We start from the raw sequence: 15,023 nt of genomic DNA on the forward strand, positions 1-15,023 counted from the left end.
ACCATCTTCAAGTGATATAACCTTTAAAGTTAATTTTTACGTGCGACCATTTCTGTAATCCAGCTTGCGACATCTTCAAAAATGACGTTATTGTAATGTGATTCATTGAAAAGCTCATGTTCTAAACCGTCGTATAGGCGTAATGATTTATGTTCTGACGCGATTTCACTATAAAATTGTAAAGCATCTTGGGGGTTGACGAGGCCATCTGCTGTGCCGTGCATAATGAGTACATCGTCTACAAAGTCATTGGGTCTAGATTTTAATTCAATGACACCATCGATAATCGCATAAGTTAAGCCCATCGACACTTCTTTTAATACGAGGTCGTCACGTTGATAATTTTCAACGACACGTGGATCTGAACATAGACCGTCGCTCATGTCATTTGGAAAATACGTATCGGCTGGAATTTGACGTTCACCGTATGCTTCTTCAAATAATTGGTTATTGTCGCGTGTCACTGCACCAGAAGTAATAATGCCATCGACACGACCCGGGAAACGTGTACCAAACATAGAGACAGCGAAACCGCCCATACTATGACCGATTAAGAACACTTTACCTTCAAAATGAGCTTTCACATAGTCTACTACGGCTGTTAAATCTTCAATGATTTGGTCTTGATTGTCATAATAAGCTCTTGGTCCTTCAGAACGCCCATGACCGCGTTGGTCGTAACGAATGACATTGTAATCATAATTGACCAAATAATCAGTTAATTCATCGTAACGATCAAGATGTTCAGCTAAACCATGTACAATAATCACATTAATTGTTTCATCTCCAAAAGAGAATAATTCGTCAGCGGTATTGATTTTCGTATAAAGCTGCGTGCCGTCATGCGAAGAAATATATTTGATATAATTCATTGTAAAACCTCCTTATTGATTTACTTCAGTGTATACTAAAATAACAATAACGTGAAAGAATATGAAGATAAATTCAAAAGTGATATATTGATGAATGTGATTGATAAAATATATGATTGAAATCAGTGTAAAGGAGGTTTTCGCGATGCAACTCATATTTGATCCTGCTGTGAATACGATTTATCGCATCTTTTTAGGCGTCGTTTTTCTTATGAATATTGTGCTCGCGTTCGTCATTATTTTTATGGAAAGAGATCGGCGGGATGCGACATCGACATGGGCATGGTTACTGTTACTTTTTATTATGCCGACATTTGGCTTCTTGTTGTATCTCTTCTTTGGTCGGGCGGTCAAATTGAAACAAACACGTTATGATGAAAGTAAAGAGGTAGAAGATGCAAGGACACGTGTTAAAGACCAAAAAGAAAACTTTAAAAATAAACAATTTAGTACAGATAATCCTGTAGTAGAGAAGCAATCTGATTTGGTTGAAATGATGTTAACACGAGAAGCGAGCTTTTTAAGTGAAAACAATCATGTCTCCATTTTTACAGATGGCCATGAATTATTTAATCGAATGAAACAAGACTTGAAAGATGCGCAACAATACATTCATATGGAGTTTTATATTTTAAATATGGATGGGTTAGGTACTGAGATACTTCAAATATTGAAAGACAAAGCTCGGGAAGGCCTCGAAGTGAAGTTGTTGTATGATGCGGTCGGTTCTAAACAACTGAGAAAGTCAAAATTAAAAGGTTTGGTTGATGCGGGTGTTGAAGTGGAAGCCTTTTTCCATGCAAAAATCATTCCATTTATCAATTTCCGTGTGAACAATCGGAACCACCGTAAAAATGTTGTCATTGATGGCGATATTGGGTATGTCGGTGGCTTTAATATTGGAGATGAATACCTCGGTTTAGACAAGAAAATGGGTTACTGGCGTGATACACATTTGCGCATTCAAGGTGACGGGGTAGACGCATTACAATTGAGTTTTATTCATGATTGGAACTCACAAGTAGATGAAGACGAACAATTGAAATACATATCTCGATACTTCCCTAAAAATGCACGTAAAGATGGAAACGTCGCATTGCAACTTGGTTTAAGCGGACCAGACAGAGAGTGGCCGCAACTTGAATTTGCATATTTGAAAATGATTATGAATGCGAAGTCCACCATTTACATGCATTCACCTTATTTTGTGCCAGACATTGGTTATGTGAATGCCTTACGTATTGCCGCCAAAGCAGGCGTTGACATTCATCTGATCGTCCCTAATAAGCCAGATCAACCGTTTGTGCACTGGGCGACGTTAACGACAGTCGCGCAACTGATGAAGGATGGCGTCAATGTGTACACGTATGAAAACGGCTTTATTCACTCTAAAATGATGGTCATTGATGGTGAAGTCGCATCGGTCGGTTCAGCGAATATGGACGAACGAAGCTTTAAACTGAACTTTGAAGTCAATGCGATTATGTATAACGAAGAGATTGCGCAAACATTAATAGCAGCGTTTAAAGAAGATTTGAAAGTGTCGAAAAAATTGACACCAGAACGTTATGCGGCCCGCTCAAATTGGGTGAAATTCAAGCAGTCTATCGCAAAACTACTGTCCCCGATTTTATAAACTTTTTTTGTATTTGAACTTGATATTACGATTGTCATCAAAGGTTCGCGTTCCCAGGGACTGACCCTTCAACTAACCAACGCTTTGTTTATACAGTTACATGAGACGACGCGTTGGTGGATTTTCCGGGCCATCTGATCCCTCGGGAGTCTCACCCAGATGCCAATCATGCGTTAAATACAGCCAAGAAACAAATAGCCGAATTTTTATGGATGTCAGAATATTTTACGTCAAATTTGATGGATGTGTATATTTCATATATGCAAGGTATCGTTTGGTGGTTATTTAGATAACACATTGATCAACTTTTTGTTTATATTGAAGAAGTATATAAAAGCAATATATAGAAAACTATATTCTACTTAATTTGATAATCAAATGACAAAAATAAAATAATTCAATCAATTTTATGATAGTAATTGTCATTTTACATTTTTAGTGATACGATACTGTTGTAAAACTAAAAATTGAACTTGCTAGGGGTGCCATTAATGCGCTGAAAGAGGTGAACGCCTCAACCCTTTGAACCTGATCTAGATCATACTAGCGTAGGGAAGCAAACGAAACCTTCATGACTGACTGGTGCGCATTTGTCAGGCGAAATCGTGTTGTGATGCAACATACATGATTTGGACTCACTTTTGACGCATTTTAATAGATTCGTTCGTTTTCGTACGCACTTTAGAATTATTCTGAGTGCGTTTTTATTTTGCCTATTATTTTCAGTGTTGTTAATGCCTCTTAGTGAAGTCAGAGGGGGTTAATGGAATGAAACAAGAACAAATTGAATTAAAGAAAAACTTTCCAGCAAGTCAACGTATTTTTAAGCAAGGTGAAGATGCGGATATTCAAGTCCCATTTCGCCAAATCGCATTGTCTGAAACAGTAACTGAACAAGGGACAACGGAAAATGAACCTTTCATCGTCTATGATACAGCGGGGCCTTATCATGATGACACATATGAAGTCGATGTTACGAAAGGCATTCCGGCACTGCGCACAAATTGGATTGAAGACCGTCAAGATGTCGAACATTATGAAGGCCGTCGTGTGCAATCAATCGACAATGGTTACCATTCAGCAACGCATAAAAATATTGTTGAACATCCATTCAAATATCAACCGAGACGTGCACAAGAGGGGAAACGCGTGACACAAATGTATTATGCGAAACAAGGTATCATCACTAAAGAAATGAAGTTCGTTGCAGCACGTGAAAATGTCAGTCCAGAATTTGTCAGAGATGAGATTGCGAGAGGGCGCGCGATTATTCCGAACAACATCAATCATCCTGAATCAGAACCCATGATTATCGGTAAAAACTTTCAAGTGAAGATTAATGCAAATATCGGTAACTCTGCTGTATCGTCCTCTATTGAAGCAGAAATTGAAAAGTTAGTCTGGGCGATTCATTGGGGGGCTGATACGATGATGGACTTATCGACAGGAAAAAACATTCATGCGACACGAGAGTATTTAATCTGTAACTCGCCAGTTCCAGTTGGTACGGTGCCGATTTATCAAGCGTTGGAAAAAGTGAACGGTATCGCGGAAGACTTAACCTGGGAAATATATCGAGATACTTTAATTGAACAAGCTGAACAAGGTGTGGATTACTTTACGATTCATGCAGGTGTCTTATTACGCTATGTGCCATTAACAGTGGATCGTTTAACAGGCATCGTGTCTCGTGGTGGCTCAATTATGGCGCAATGGTGTTTGGCCCATCACGAAGAAAGCTTTTTATACACGCATTTTGATGAAATTTGTCAAATATTGAACCGTTATGATATTGCGGTGTCATTAGGTGATGGTTTACGTCCGGGTTCGATTTATGATGCAAATGATGAAAGTCAAATTGCTGAACTGAAAACGTTAGGTGAATTGACCGATATTGCTTGGGAACACGATGTCCAAGTGATGATAGAAGGACCTGGGCATGTACCGATGCATAAAATTAAAGAAAACCAAGAGTTGGCAGACTTTTATTGTAAAGAAGCGCCATTTTATACACTCGGACCGCTAACAACCGATATTGCACCGGCATATGACCACATCACATCAGCGATTGGTGCAGCTCAAATCGCGAGTCATGGGACAGCGATGTTATGTTATGTGACACCTAAAGAGCATCTCGGCTTACCGAATAAAGAGGACGTGCGTGATGGCGTCGTGACGTACAAAATCGCCGCACATGCCGCTGATATCGCTAAAGGGTTACCGGGTGCGACAGATCGAGATGATGCGATTAGTAAAGCCCGCTTTGAATTTAGATGGATAGATCAGTTTAACTTATCGCTTGATCCTGAACGCGCACGTGCTTTTCATGATGAAACATTGCCGGCAGAATCAGCTAAAGTGGCGCATTTCTGTAGTATGTGTGGACCGAAATTCTGTTCAATGCGTATTTCTCACAATATCCGTGATGCGCATAAAGAAAAATTAGCAGGGATGCAAGAAATGGCTGAAGAATTTAAAGCACAAGGAAGTAAGATTTACCATTAATCGAAATAAGGAAGAGGGTGGGATCAATATAGTTTTCCCAGCCTCTATTCATTTTATTTTTGCTTGTTTGGTAGGTATACAAGTTTTGTGTTATATAAAAAATATCATTATTCTCTAAATGTTTTCTATAGATGTATTACAGCTAAAAATTTGAAATTATGGGAAAAAGTTGTATGATTTTATTATCTCAAAATAGAAATAGGTGAAAATGAAATGAATAACACAAAAAATATCAAACATGCCTATCCTTATCTCGGCATTGTCATTTTATTACATATTGTCGGTATTGTATTAATGTGGATTGGAGGCGCGCAATATCCGTTATTAATGAGCATGGGGGTGATTGCTTATACACTCGGATTGCGTCATGCGTTTGATGCGGACCATATTGCGGCGATTGATAATACCGTGCGCAAATTACTCCAACAAAAACAAAATCCAATGGGTGTAGGTTTTTACTTTTCATTAGGGCATTCCTCCGTTGTTTTCTTAATGGCCGCTGCTCTAGGTATTGCGGTGACTTGGGCACAACGTCATATGGAAAGCTTTCAAACGACAGGTGGATTAATCGGTACTATTGTTTCAGGTGTCTTTTTATTGTTAATTGGTATTTTAAACTTAGTCATTTTAGTGCAACTGATTCAATTATTCCGTCAATTAAGTCAAAGAAATATTACAGACGCACAAATGGATGAACTCATCGAATCGCGTGGCTTAGTTATGCGTTTTGTTCGACCACTCTTCCAGTTTATTCAAAAAAGTTGGCACATTTTCCCATTAGGTTTCTTATTTGGACTTGGTTTTGATAATGCGAGTGAAGTGTCATTACTCGCATTATCAGCGGGGGCAGCGCAACATACTGTACCGTTTTTAGGGATTATCGCGTTACCTATATTGTTTGCGGCGGGGATGAGTTTGTTAGACACATTGGATGGGGTATTGATGACAAACGCGTATCATTGGGCATTTGACAAACCTGCACGTAAAATCTTCTATAACATTACGATGACAGCCATTTCAGTCGTTGCCGCACTACTAATCGGTGGCGTAGAAATCATGCAATTACTGGGTGAAAAGTGGCATTGGAAAAATGGTTTTCTCGGCTGGGTGACCCAACTAGATTTCGGTTGGCTCGGCTATGCATTAGTCGTCGTGCTCATACTTTCATGGATTATTGCGATGGTCGTGTGGAAAGTCGGCCGCTTTGAAGAAAGATGGGGTTAATTTCATGATAAAAAAACGTTTTAAGCAAACGGAAAGACAGACGTCAGTTTGAAAAATCATTCAAACCACGCCTGTCTTTTAAATTGGATGAAAAGTGATGAGAATGTAAGAACAACTCGAGAAACTTGAAAATATGCTAAGTCAAATCAAGCGTTAAGGTTCTAATGTCTTTTCAATAGTTGTGTTTCGTCCTGATCTTGATCCAATTGTCATAATCGCAAGACCTGTCACGAGTAATACTGATAGCGACACGATCCATTGTCCAGTCCAATCGTGTAAAATACCAAAGAACATGGGTCCGATACATGCGAATAAATAGCCCACTGCTTGAGACATACCCGCTAATTTTGCTGCTGTCAAACCGCTTTCTGTACGTAAACTAAACAATGTGTTCACGAGACCGAAAGCGATGCCGAGTGCGATTCCGATGATAATCAGAGAAACAAGTGCCATACGCGGCGCAAACATTAATATTAAAATCGCTACAGTAAAGAGAACGCCAGTGAATGCGATAGGTAAGACTTGATTTTTAAGTCGTGCGGCATAAATCGGTGTAACAAAAGTTAATGGAATAATCGCAATTTGTAATAGCGATAAATAAAGGCCTGCACGTGAGACCGGAATATCATACGATAATAAAAATTCTGGTAGCCAGTTAATCAGTGAATAGAAAATAAGAGACTGTCCACCCATGAGTAGCGTAATTTGCCAAGCGAGTGGCGATTTCCATACATTGACAGCCTCTGAGAGGTCGACTTGTTTTTGTGCTGCATGATGACGTAATTGAAACGTCCATAAGAGTACAGCAATGAACGCGACGATGCCAATACTGCCTAATGCAACATTATAATTATAATGTTTAAGTAGCGGTGCGGCACCATAAGATGAGAGTGCCCCAAAGATGTTCATCACAACAGTATAATAACCTGTCATAATGCCAATACGATACGGAAATTTGGATTTAATCATACCGGGCGCAAGAACATTCCCAAATGCAATCCCGACACCAATCAGTATTGTCCCAATATATAATAAACTGACCTCTGTAATGCTTCTTAATATGACACCGAATAGAATCAATAATAAAGCGACAAAGAGTGAGCGCTCCATCCCGAAACGGTGACTGACTTTAGCGACAAGTGATGAAATAATCGCAAAAGCTAATAGAGGAATAATGGAAATAAAGCTGACGGCTGTGTTGGATAAGTTTAATGAATCTTTAATCGCGGGTAATACCACGCCTACTGAAGTAATAGGTGCTCTTAAATTAGCGGCAATAAGCATAATACCGATAAAAAGTAACCAGTTAATACGGTTAGATTGTTGTTCCAAGGTGTCAACTCCTCTCTATATTTGATATAATTGACGAAACGTTCTATATAAAGAACACAGTATATCGTACATGATGTTCACTATATTGTAAATAGAAGGTGCTCAAAAATGGAAAATATTAACACAGTCGTTGCAGAAAACTTACAATATTACCGTCAAGCACATCGTCTCAGTTTAGATAAAATCGCACAGTTGACCGGTATTAGTAAAACAATGATTAGTCAAATTGAAAAAGGGGTAGCGAATCCAAGTATCAATACGTTGTGGAAAATCGCAAATGGGTTACGTATTCCGTTGACCTCATTAATTAGTGAAGAAAATGAAGCGATTCAAAAAATAGACCGCTCAGACATACAGCCGATTTATAATGATAATCGCTCGGTCGTCGTTTTTCCGTACTTTCCATATGAGGCGGCACATGCGTTTGAAATGTTTTGTATGCGTATGGATGCGGACAGTATACTTGAATCAGATGCACATCAAGAAGGCGCGAAAGAATACATTATTGTGAACGAGGGTACTTTAACGCTCACTGTTGGAGACACACATTATGAAATTGAAGCGGGCCAAGCCATCAGTTTTAATGCTAATACAGCGCATACGTATCGCAATCAAACAAGTGAAGAGCTAAGAATTACGGCGACCATCCAATATTAATAGTGAAGGGAGTCTGCGGTAAGCGTGCCGGTAGACTGCCTCGCATTGTAGAGTTATGAAAAATTAAATAACATAGGAATAGAGATGAGTGCATGAAAGGGGCATAGAATGCGAAAGGAAACTAAAGATATCATCATAGTAATTGTAACCGTCCTAGTGATTGTCGGTTTTGTTAAATGGTTGATTTTCACGCCTTACACGGTCAATGGGGCCTCTATGCACCCTACATTTGAAACAGGTGACCGTGTCATTGTGAATCAACTGTCAAAAAAGCTCAACACGCTAACTCACGGGGATGTGATTGTGTTCCATGAAGATGCGGAACGTGATTTTATCAAGCGCATTATAGGTTTACCTGGTGATCGCGTGGCTTACGAAAATGATCAATTGTATATTAATGGTCAAAAGGTAGAGGAACCTTATTTAAAAGTGAATAAAAAAGAAAAGGCAGCTGAATTTTTAACCGAAAACTTTGATGTATCGGATATTGAGGGCTCAGAGGGAAGGACAATGATACCTCAGGGACATTATCTCGTTCTTGGTGACAATCGCATGAACAGTATCGATAGTCGTTCGTATACAGTAGGACTCGTGCCACACAAGCGTATTGTAGGCAAAGCATTTGTGAGATATTGGCCATTAGAACGTGCGAAACTTCAGTTTAATCCGGGGACATTTGAAAAAGTTGAAGCATAAGGATGTTTCATGTGAAACGACGGCATTTAAAGTAATGTCAAAATCACGGCCATACTTCGTTGTTTGAAGTGTGACCGTGATTTTTTGCTTTGTTTTTAACATTTGCACCGATGGCTGAACGATGTTGCGCGTTCCTAGACACTTTATTAGCAATTAAATTTGCGGAATATTTTCGATGGCAATGACTTGATCGTTTTGTGTGTATACTTTGATGGTATAGGGGTTGTCTTGGCGACTATCGTAATACCATATATTGCCATCTGTCATGTTAGGCGCTTGATGAACATCGATAAATTGTGCTGTTGTGACTTGATGTGGTGTGACATAAATATGTTCGACTTGGTGTTGTGCATTATAACTGACAGCAAGGTCGCCATATGATGCCGCGTCACGACCATCAATTTCAACAGTTTTTTCTGGAGGGCCATGGGTTGCCTCGACATCTTTACGCGTCTCTCCGATATGAAAGTCTTGATAACCATCAATGTGATCACTATGCATGAAGTCTTGGCTAAAGTCGTATGACAGTACATCGAGGTGAACGGTTGCTGTATTTTGCTCGCTTTGAGTGGTTGTCGCTTGATTGTCTGTAGTGTTCAAATGGAGCTTTACTTGAGACAAACGGTAACCGCCATATATCATCCCACCAAGTACAATGATAATCAGTAAAATGATGAGTGCAATGAGCCATTTCGGATTAGATGATGGAGAGGGTTCATACTTGGGCTGACGTTGTTGATGTGATGGATGAGCATGTTTATGTTTACGAGACGTGAGGTCGCTTTTCAAAAAATAACCTCCTTTATTTCTTTTAATATTGTCATTATAAGTAGTTGCAGAATTGGAAACAACTATAAAAGGCAAAATATAACGAAAAAATTGTATGCCAAATAAACATTCTCATCTATTTCCAATGCAATTCAAATCATTTTTCGTATGATAATCACAAAATAAGAACTAGTTGGCATGTAGCATTGACTTTTATCATTGTCATTTATAAAAAAATAAAAATTAACCGCACTATCCCTACGTTCTCAATTTTTTAAGTGGCTCATTCCTTTTATGATGATTTTTATAGTGATGTTAGGTTTGTTTTTATATACAGGGGACTGAGTAGGGAGAGAGGTGCTGCTCTTCCTTTTTTTACATACTTTTAATCATAACCTCACACCATATTTAAATTATTTCATTACAATGGCAGTGTATTGAATATTTGCTATGGGGGTTATGACAATTATGAAATTTAAAAGGCAGTTTGCACAATTATCCATCGCGAGTGCACTGATCGCATCAACATTAGGAGCGGGACATGTGGCATCCGCATCAAGTGCAGGTGAAGGTCCTGAGCAACAAGCGACGATGTACGGTGACACGAGCCATCCTAAAAATGTGATTTTCTTAGTGGGAGACGGCATGGGACCGGCGTACAACACAGCATACCGTTATTTTGCGGATAATCCAGATACAAAAGAAGTGGAAAACACAGCTTTTGATGATTATTTAGTAGGGACACAACAAACGTATTCCGATGATGATAAAGAAAACATTACCGATTCTGCAGCGGCAGGAACGGCATTTAGTTCTGGCCATAAAACGTATAATGGCGCAATTGGTGTAGATAAAAAGCAAAATGACTTAGAAACTGTACTCGAACGTGCGAAAAAGTTAGGCAAATCAACCGGTTTAGTCTCAACTGCTGAAATTACAGATGCGACACCCGCTGCTTATACTGCAAATGTTGATGACCGTGATAAAAAAGATGAGATTGCCCATCAATTTTATGATCAACGTATTAACAACCAACATAAAGTCGACGTCATTTTAGGTGGCGGTGCGAAATATTTTGGCAAGGAAAATGGAAACATCACGGACCAGTTTAAAAATGATGGCTATGGTGTGGTGACTAATCGCCAACAATTAGAGAACGCGAGTGAAGAGCAATTGCTAGGATTGTTTGCGGATAAAAATATGCCGCTCGCGATTGATGCAGAAGAGGACCAACCTGAATTGTTAGACATGCAAAACGCTGCACTTGAGCGCCTTTCTAAAAATGATAAAGGTTTCTTCTTAATGGTGGAAGGAGCGTCTATCGATAAACAAGGTCATGCGAACGATATTACAGGGGTCATGTCCGAAATGGAAGGGTTCGAAAAAGCATTTGCGAACGCGATTGATTACGCCAAATCACATCCGGATACACTCGTTATTGCGACTGCTGACCATTCAACAGGTGGTTTAAGTATGGGACAAGGCAGTGCATACGAATGGAACCCAGAGCCGATTCAACAAATGAAACATTCTGGCAAATGGATGACAGAGCAAATTGCTGACGGTAAAGGTGTAGAAGAAACGATTCAAGCAGGATATGGATTTGACTTGAGTGAGAAAGAGTTGAACGCCATTCAACAAGAAGCGGATGCATTGAAGAAGTTAGACGAAGAAAGTGACGACTATGAAGCCCAACAACAAAAACTGGAAGACGCCATTCAAGCACCGATTAACAAAAAATCCAATACAGGTTGGACAACAAACGGTCATACAGGTGAAGACGTGAACACCTATGCATTTGGACCTGGCGCTGATCAGTTCCAGGGTAATATCGATAATACAGACAACGCGAAAAACATCTTCAACTTTTTTGGGGATGTTAAGCAGTAGAAGTGAATAAGGAAAAATAAAGGTACAAAGACTGGGATATCATTGCATTATCCTGGTCTTTTTTTAATTTTTGCAGTAAATAATGCACATTCAAACATTTTATGAGATCATTTATAATATATATAATGAAACTTGAGGAAGGGGCATACATGATGAAGAAAACGATTCATGTCGTAGGTGCTGTTATCTTTGATCAACATAAAGTGCTATGCGCGCAAAGAAGTGAAAGTATGAGTTTACCTTTATTATGGGAATTTCCAGGCGGCAAAATTGAGCAAGGAGAAACGGACGTTGAAGCTTTAAAGAGAGAAATTCGTGAAGAAATGAAGTGTGATTTAGAAGTGGGCGACAAAGTCACAACGACTGAATATGAATATGATTTTGCTGTCATCGTGTTAACGACTTACCGTTGTACATTGAAAGACACCTTGCCGACACTTACTGAACACCGAGCGATTGAATGGTTAGATAGCAAAGATTTGTATCGTTTGGAGTGGGCGCCAGCTGATATTCCAGCAGTAGATATCATAGTAAACGAGGCGTAACGAGATGGACCATTTACTTGATGATTTTAAAAATTCGTTACATAAAGGTTTTATCGATCGTTCTATTGAAAAACAAGGTCACTTTTTGCCTAAACTTCTCATTAATAATGCACAAGAAAATGTATTAGCGACGATTATTGATGAGTTGTATCGCTGTGAATCATTTAGTATTTCTGTCGCATTTGTAACTGAGAGTGGTTTAGCCAGTTTGAAAACACATCTTTATGAATTGAAGCTGAAAGGTGTTAGGGGCCGCATTTTAACTTCTAACTATTTATCATTTAATTCACCTAAAATGTATGAAGAGTTAATGAAGTTAGAAAATGTAGATGTGCGAGTCACAAATGTGAATGGTTTTCATGCAAAAGGCTATATTTTTGATCATGATTACTATACGTCGATGATTGTTGGCAGTTCTAATCTGACGTCTCATGCATTAAAAGTAAATTACGAACATAATATTATGTTTTCATCTCATCGCAATGGTGATATCGTACATAAAGTTAAAAATCAATTTGAACAGTTATGGGAAGCAAGTGAGCCATTAACAGCGTCGTGGATTGAAAGCTATCGTAAATTGTACCAACCGAAAACGAGACAAGCGATATTTGAAGTAGAACAAGCGCAAATTGAAAAACAACGACAATTACAATCTGCTCAAGCGATCATACCGAACATGATGCAACAAGAAGCATTGAGAGAACTGGAAATGATTAGACAGCAAGGAGAAAGTAGAAGCTTGATCATTTCAGCGACAGGTACAGGAAAAACAATCATGTCTGCACTTGACGTGAGACAGGTACAACCAGAAAAATTCCTTTTTGTCGTACATAATGAAGGGATTTTGCGAAGAGCGATGGAAGATTATCGACGTGTGTTAGCAGATGAACCTGCTGATGCATTTGGGTTATTAACTGGAAATGATAAGCAAACAACTGCAAAATACTTATTTTCAACGATTCAAACGATTTCGAAACCTGATATTTATGAACAGTTTTCACGGGAACATTTTGATTACATCGTATTTGATGAAGCGCACCGTGTAGCTGCCGCTTCATATCGGCGCGTGTTTAATTATTTTACACCTGAGTTCATTTTAGGTATGACAGCGACACCTGAACGTAATGATACACTAAATATTTTTGAACTGTTTCATTACAACATAGCTTATGAAATTCGCTTGCAAGCAGCATTGGAAAATGACATCTTATGTCCATTCCATTATTTTGGTGTCACGGATTATGAGGTGGACGGTATCATTAGCGACGATACGATTTCACTTCAAAAGCTTGCTTCAGACGCCCGTGTTCAACATATCATTGAACGTACCGAATATTACGGTTACTCTGGTGATCAACTGAAGGGGCTTATTTTCGTAAGTCGTAAAAATGAAGCGCATGCGTTAGCTGAAAAGTTATCGGCTTTTGGTTATCCATCAGTGGCGCTTACGGGTGATGATGCGCAACAACGCCGTGCTGAAGTGATTGCACAGTTGCGTTTAGGTGAGCTGAATTATATTATTACAGTCGATTTATTTAATGAAGGTATCGACATCCCTGAAGTGAACCAAGTTGTCATGCTCAGAGCGACGACATCGAGTATTATTTTTGTTCAACAACTCGGTCGAGGTCTCCGTAAAAGTAGTAATAAAGAGTATGTAACAGTGATAGATTTTATTGGTAACTATAAAAATAATTACTTAATCCCGATTGCATTATCTGGAGACCCAAGTTACCACAAAGATAACTATCGCCAATTTTTAACAAATCCGGCTGTGTTAAATGGCGTTTCTACGATTAATTTTGAAGAAGTCGCTAAAAAACAAATTTTCGAGTCATTGACTAAAGCAACTTTAAATAGTGTCAAAATTTTAGATGATGCCTATGAAAATGTTGCGCGTCGGATTGGTCGTCAACCTTTACTGATGGATTTTAATGACCAGAATGCGATTGATCCATTGATTATTTTAGAGAAATACAAAAACTATCATGAGTTTCTTGAAAAACGTGGTTATACAACAGAAGTTTTAGAGCCAGATGCTTTTAAAAATCTCACATTTTTATCAAGAGAAGTTGCACCAGGATTAAAAAACACAGAACATTTCATTTTGCAACGTTTGATCGAAGGCGATGCGAGAATAGCAGAATTATTAGAACACATGCAACAGATTGATTCAGCAGTGACCGTAGCAGATATTGAAACGACCTTGAAAATTTTGGATTTTAGCTACTTTAAAAACGATATTGAAAAGTCGTACGGTCCGCCAGTCATTCATCGACAAGGTGATGTCATTGAATTGGCCGCACATTTTCAACACCAACTCAAAAATGAACGGTTTCAACGTTATGTTGAGGACATCATTCGCCTTGGACAATATAACAATGAGATGAAATTTGAAGGTCAAAATGAGTTCATACGCTATCAAAAGTATTTCCGTAAAGACTTTGTGAAAATAATGAATTGGGATAAAGATGTGTCGAGTACGATATATGGTTATCAAGTAAGGCATCATATGGTACCTATTTTTGTCACTTATCATAAACAAGAAGATATTACGACATCTACACAGTATGGCGACACATTTATAAGTCAAAGTGAATTTAAATGGTATACCCGTTCCAATCGTTCACTTAAATCTTCAGAAGTAGATGATATTGTTCATCATCAAGCGCGCAACATTCCGTTATATCTATTTGTGAAAAAAGAAGATGCAGAAGGTAAAAACTTCTACTATTTAGGGCGTGTGCATGTCATTGAAGGCACCGTGGAAGAAACAACGATGAAATCTGGAGAACCTGTTGTCACAATGCATTTTAACTTAGAAACGCCTGTTCGAGACGATATTTACCGTTATATCGTCGAACACTAACTCTCAACTCAAATACTATTTTTCAAAAG

Annotated in this window: 11 protein-coding genes and 1 riboswitch; of the genes, 8 read left to right on the top strand and 3 right to left on the bottom strand. The window is 38.7% G+C overall.

Annotated features, from left to right (window positions below):
• Positions 1-29 precede the first annotated feature (29 nt).
• Entirely contained in the window at positions 30-872 is an 843-nt protein-coding gene (locus P3U61_RS01050) for an alpha/beta hydrolase (protein ID WP_014612875.1), read from the bottom strand.
• Between the two features lie 145 nt (positions 873-1,017).
• Between P3U61_RS01050 and cls the strand changes: the two genes are divergently transcribed.
• From cls to P3U61_RS01065, 3 genes are all read left to right on the top strand, one after another.
• Positions 1,018-2,508, top strand: coding sequence for a cardiolipin synthase (gene cls, locus P3U61_RS01055; RefSeq protein WP_014612876.1), 1,491 nt, complete (start codon positions 1,018-1,020; stop codon positions 2,506-2,508).
• A gap of 468 nt (positions 2,509-2,976) precedes the next feature.
• A riboswitch (TPP riboswitch) is annotated at positions 2,977-3,080 on the top strand.
• A 196-nt stretch (positions 3,081-3,276) separates the two neighbouring features.
• Entirely contained in the window at positions 3,277-5,013 is a 1,737-nt protein-coding gene (gene thiC, locus P3U61_RS01060) for a phosphomethylpyrimidine synthase ThiC (protein WP_096533421.1), read from the top strand.
• A 213-nt stretch (positions 5,014-5,226) separates the two neighbouring features.
• A complete protein-coding gene (locus P3U61_RS01065; protein ID WP_140237878.1) occupies positions 5,227-6,237 on the top strand; it encodes a HoxN/HupN/NixA family nickel/cobalt transporter in 1,011 nt (336 codons plus the stop codon).
• 153 nt (positions 6,238-6,390) lie between these two features.
• Here the strand turns inward: P3U61_RS01065 and P3U61_RS01070 are convergent, their stop codons facing one another.
• On the bottom strand, positions 6,391-7,569 hold the full coding sequence (locus P3U61_RS01070) for a CynX/NimT family MFS transporter (protein ID WP_063284756.1): 1,179 nt from the start codon (positions 7,567-7,569) through the stop codon (positions 6,391-6,393).
• Positions 7,570-7,677: 108 nt separating this feature from the next.
• Here P3U61_RS01070 and P3U61_RS01075 point away from each other — a divergent pair, with 108 nt between their 5' ends.
• On the top strand, positions 7,678-8,226 hold the full coding sequence (locus tag P3U61_RS01075; protein ID WP_014612881.1) for a helix-turn-helix domain-containing protein: 549 nt from the start codon (positions 7,678-7,680) through the stop codon (positions 8,224-8,226).
• Positions 8,227-8,334: 108 nt separating this feature from the next.
• Complete coding sequence (gene lepB, locus P3U61_RS01080; RefSeq protein WP_070407499.1) at positions 8,335-8,922, top strand: signal peptidase I; 588 nt, start codon at positions 8,335-8,337, stop codon at positions 8,920-8,922.
• Positions 8,923-9,075: 153 nt separating this feature from the next.
• On the opposite strand, the gene P3U61_RS01085 is transcribed toward lepB, so the two are convergent.
• Entirely contained in the window at positions 9,076-9,711 is a 636-nt protein-coding gene (locus tag P3U61_RS01085; RefSeq protein WP_014612883.1) for a hypothetical protein, read from the bottom strand.
• A gap of 447 nt (positions 9,712-10,158) precedes the next feature.
• Here P3U61_RS01085 and P3U61_RS01090 point away from each other — a divergent pair, with 447 nt between their 5' ends.
• The 3 genes from P3U61_RS01090 to P3U61_RS01100 all read left to right on the top strand — a co-directional run bounded on the left by P3U61_RS01090 (position 10,159) and on the right by P3U61_RS01100 (position 14,994).
• Positions 10,159-11,580, top strand: a complete 1,422-nt coding sequence (locus P3U61_RS01090) for an alkaline phosphatase (RefSeq protein ID WP_063278623.1) — start codon at positions 10,159-10,161, stop codon at positions 11,578-11,580.
• 152 nt (positions 11,581-11,732) lie between these two features.
• Positions 11,733-12,125, top strand: coding sequence for a (deoxy)nucleoside triphosphate pyrophosphohydrolase (locus P3U61_RS01095; protein WP_014612885.1), 393 nt, complete (start codon positions 11,733-11,735; stop codon positions 12,123-12,125).
• A 4-nt stretch (positions 12,126-12,129) separates the two neighbouring features.
• Entirely contained in the window at positions 12,130-14,994 is a 2,865-nt protein-coding gene (locus tag P3U61_RS01100; protein ID WP_070407498.1) for a DEAD/DEAH box helicase, read from the top strand.
• Positions 14,995-15,023 lie beyond the last annotated feature (29 nt).

It is taken from the genome of Staphylococcus pseudintermedius, assembly GCF_034042775.1.
Lineage (GTDB): Bacteria > Bacillota > Bacilli > Staphylococcales > Staphylococcaceae > Staphylococcus > Staphylococcus pseudintermedius.

Excerpts from the sequence above, each read along its gene's own strand:
- P3U61_RS01050 (WP_014612875.1), bottom strand. The coding sequence starts at position 872 with ATGAATTATATCAAATATATTTCTTCGCATGACGGCACGCAGCTTTAT.
- cls (WP_014612876.1), top strand. The coding sequence starts at position 1,018 with ATGCAACTCATATTTGATCCTGCTGTGAATACGATTTATCGCATCTTT.
- thiC (WP_096533421.1), top strand. The coding sequence starts at position 3,277 with ATGAAACAAGAACAAATTGAATTAAAGAAAAACTTTCCAGCAAGTCAA.
- P3U61_RS01065 (WP_140237878.1), top strand. The coding sequence starts at position 5,227 with ATGAATAACACAAAAAATATCAAACATGCCTATCCTTATCTCGGCATT.
- P3U61_RS01075 (WP_014612881.1), top strand. The coding sequence starts at position 7,678 with ATGGAAAATATTAACACAGTCGTTGCAGAAAACTTACAATATTACCGT.
- lepB (WP_070407499.1), top strand. The coding sequence starts at position 8,335 with ATGCGAAAGGAAACTAAAGATATCATCATAGTAATTGTAACCGTCCTA.
- P3U61_RS01090 (WP_063278623.1), top strand. The coding sequence starts at position 10,159 with ATGAAATTTAAAAGGCAGTTTGCACAATTATCCATCGCGAGTGCACTG.
- P3U61_RS01095 (WP_014612885.1), top strand. The coding sequence starts at position 11,733 with ATGAAGAAAACGATTCATGTCGTAGGTGCTGTTATCTTTGATCAACAT.
- P3U61_RS01100 (WP_070407498.1), top strand. The coding sequence starts at position 12,130 with ATGGACCATTTACTTGATGATTTTAAAAATTCGTTACATAAAGGTTTT.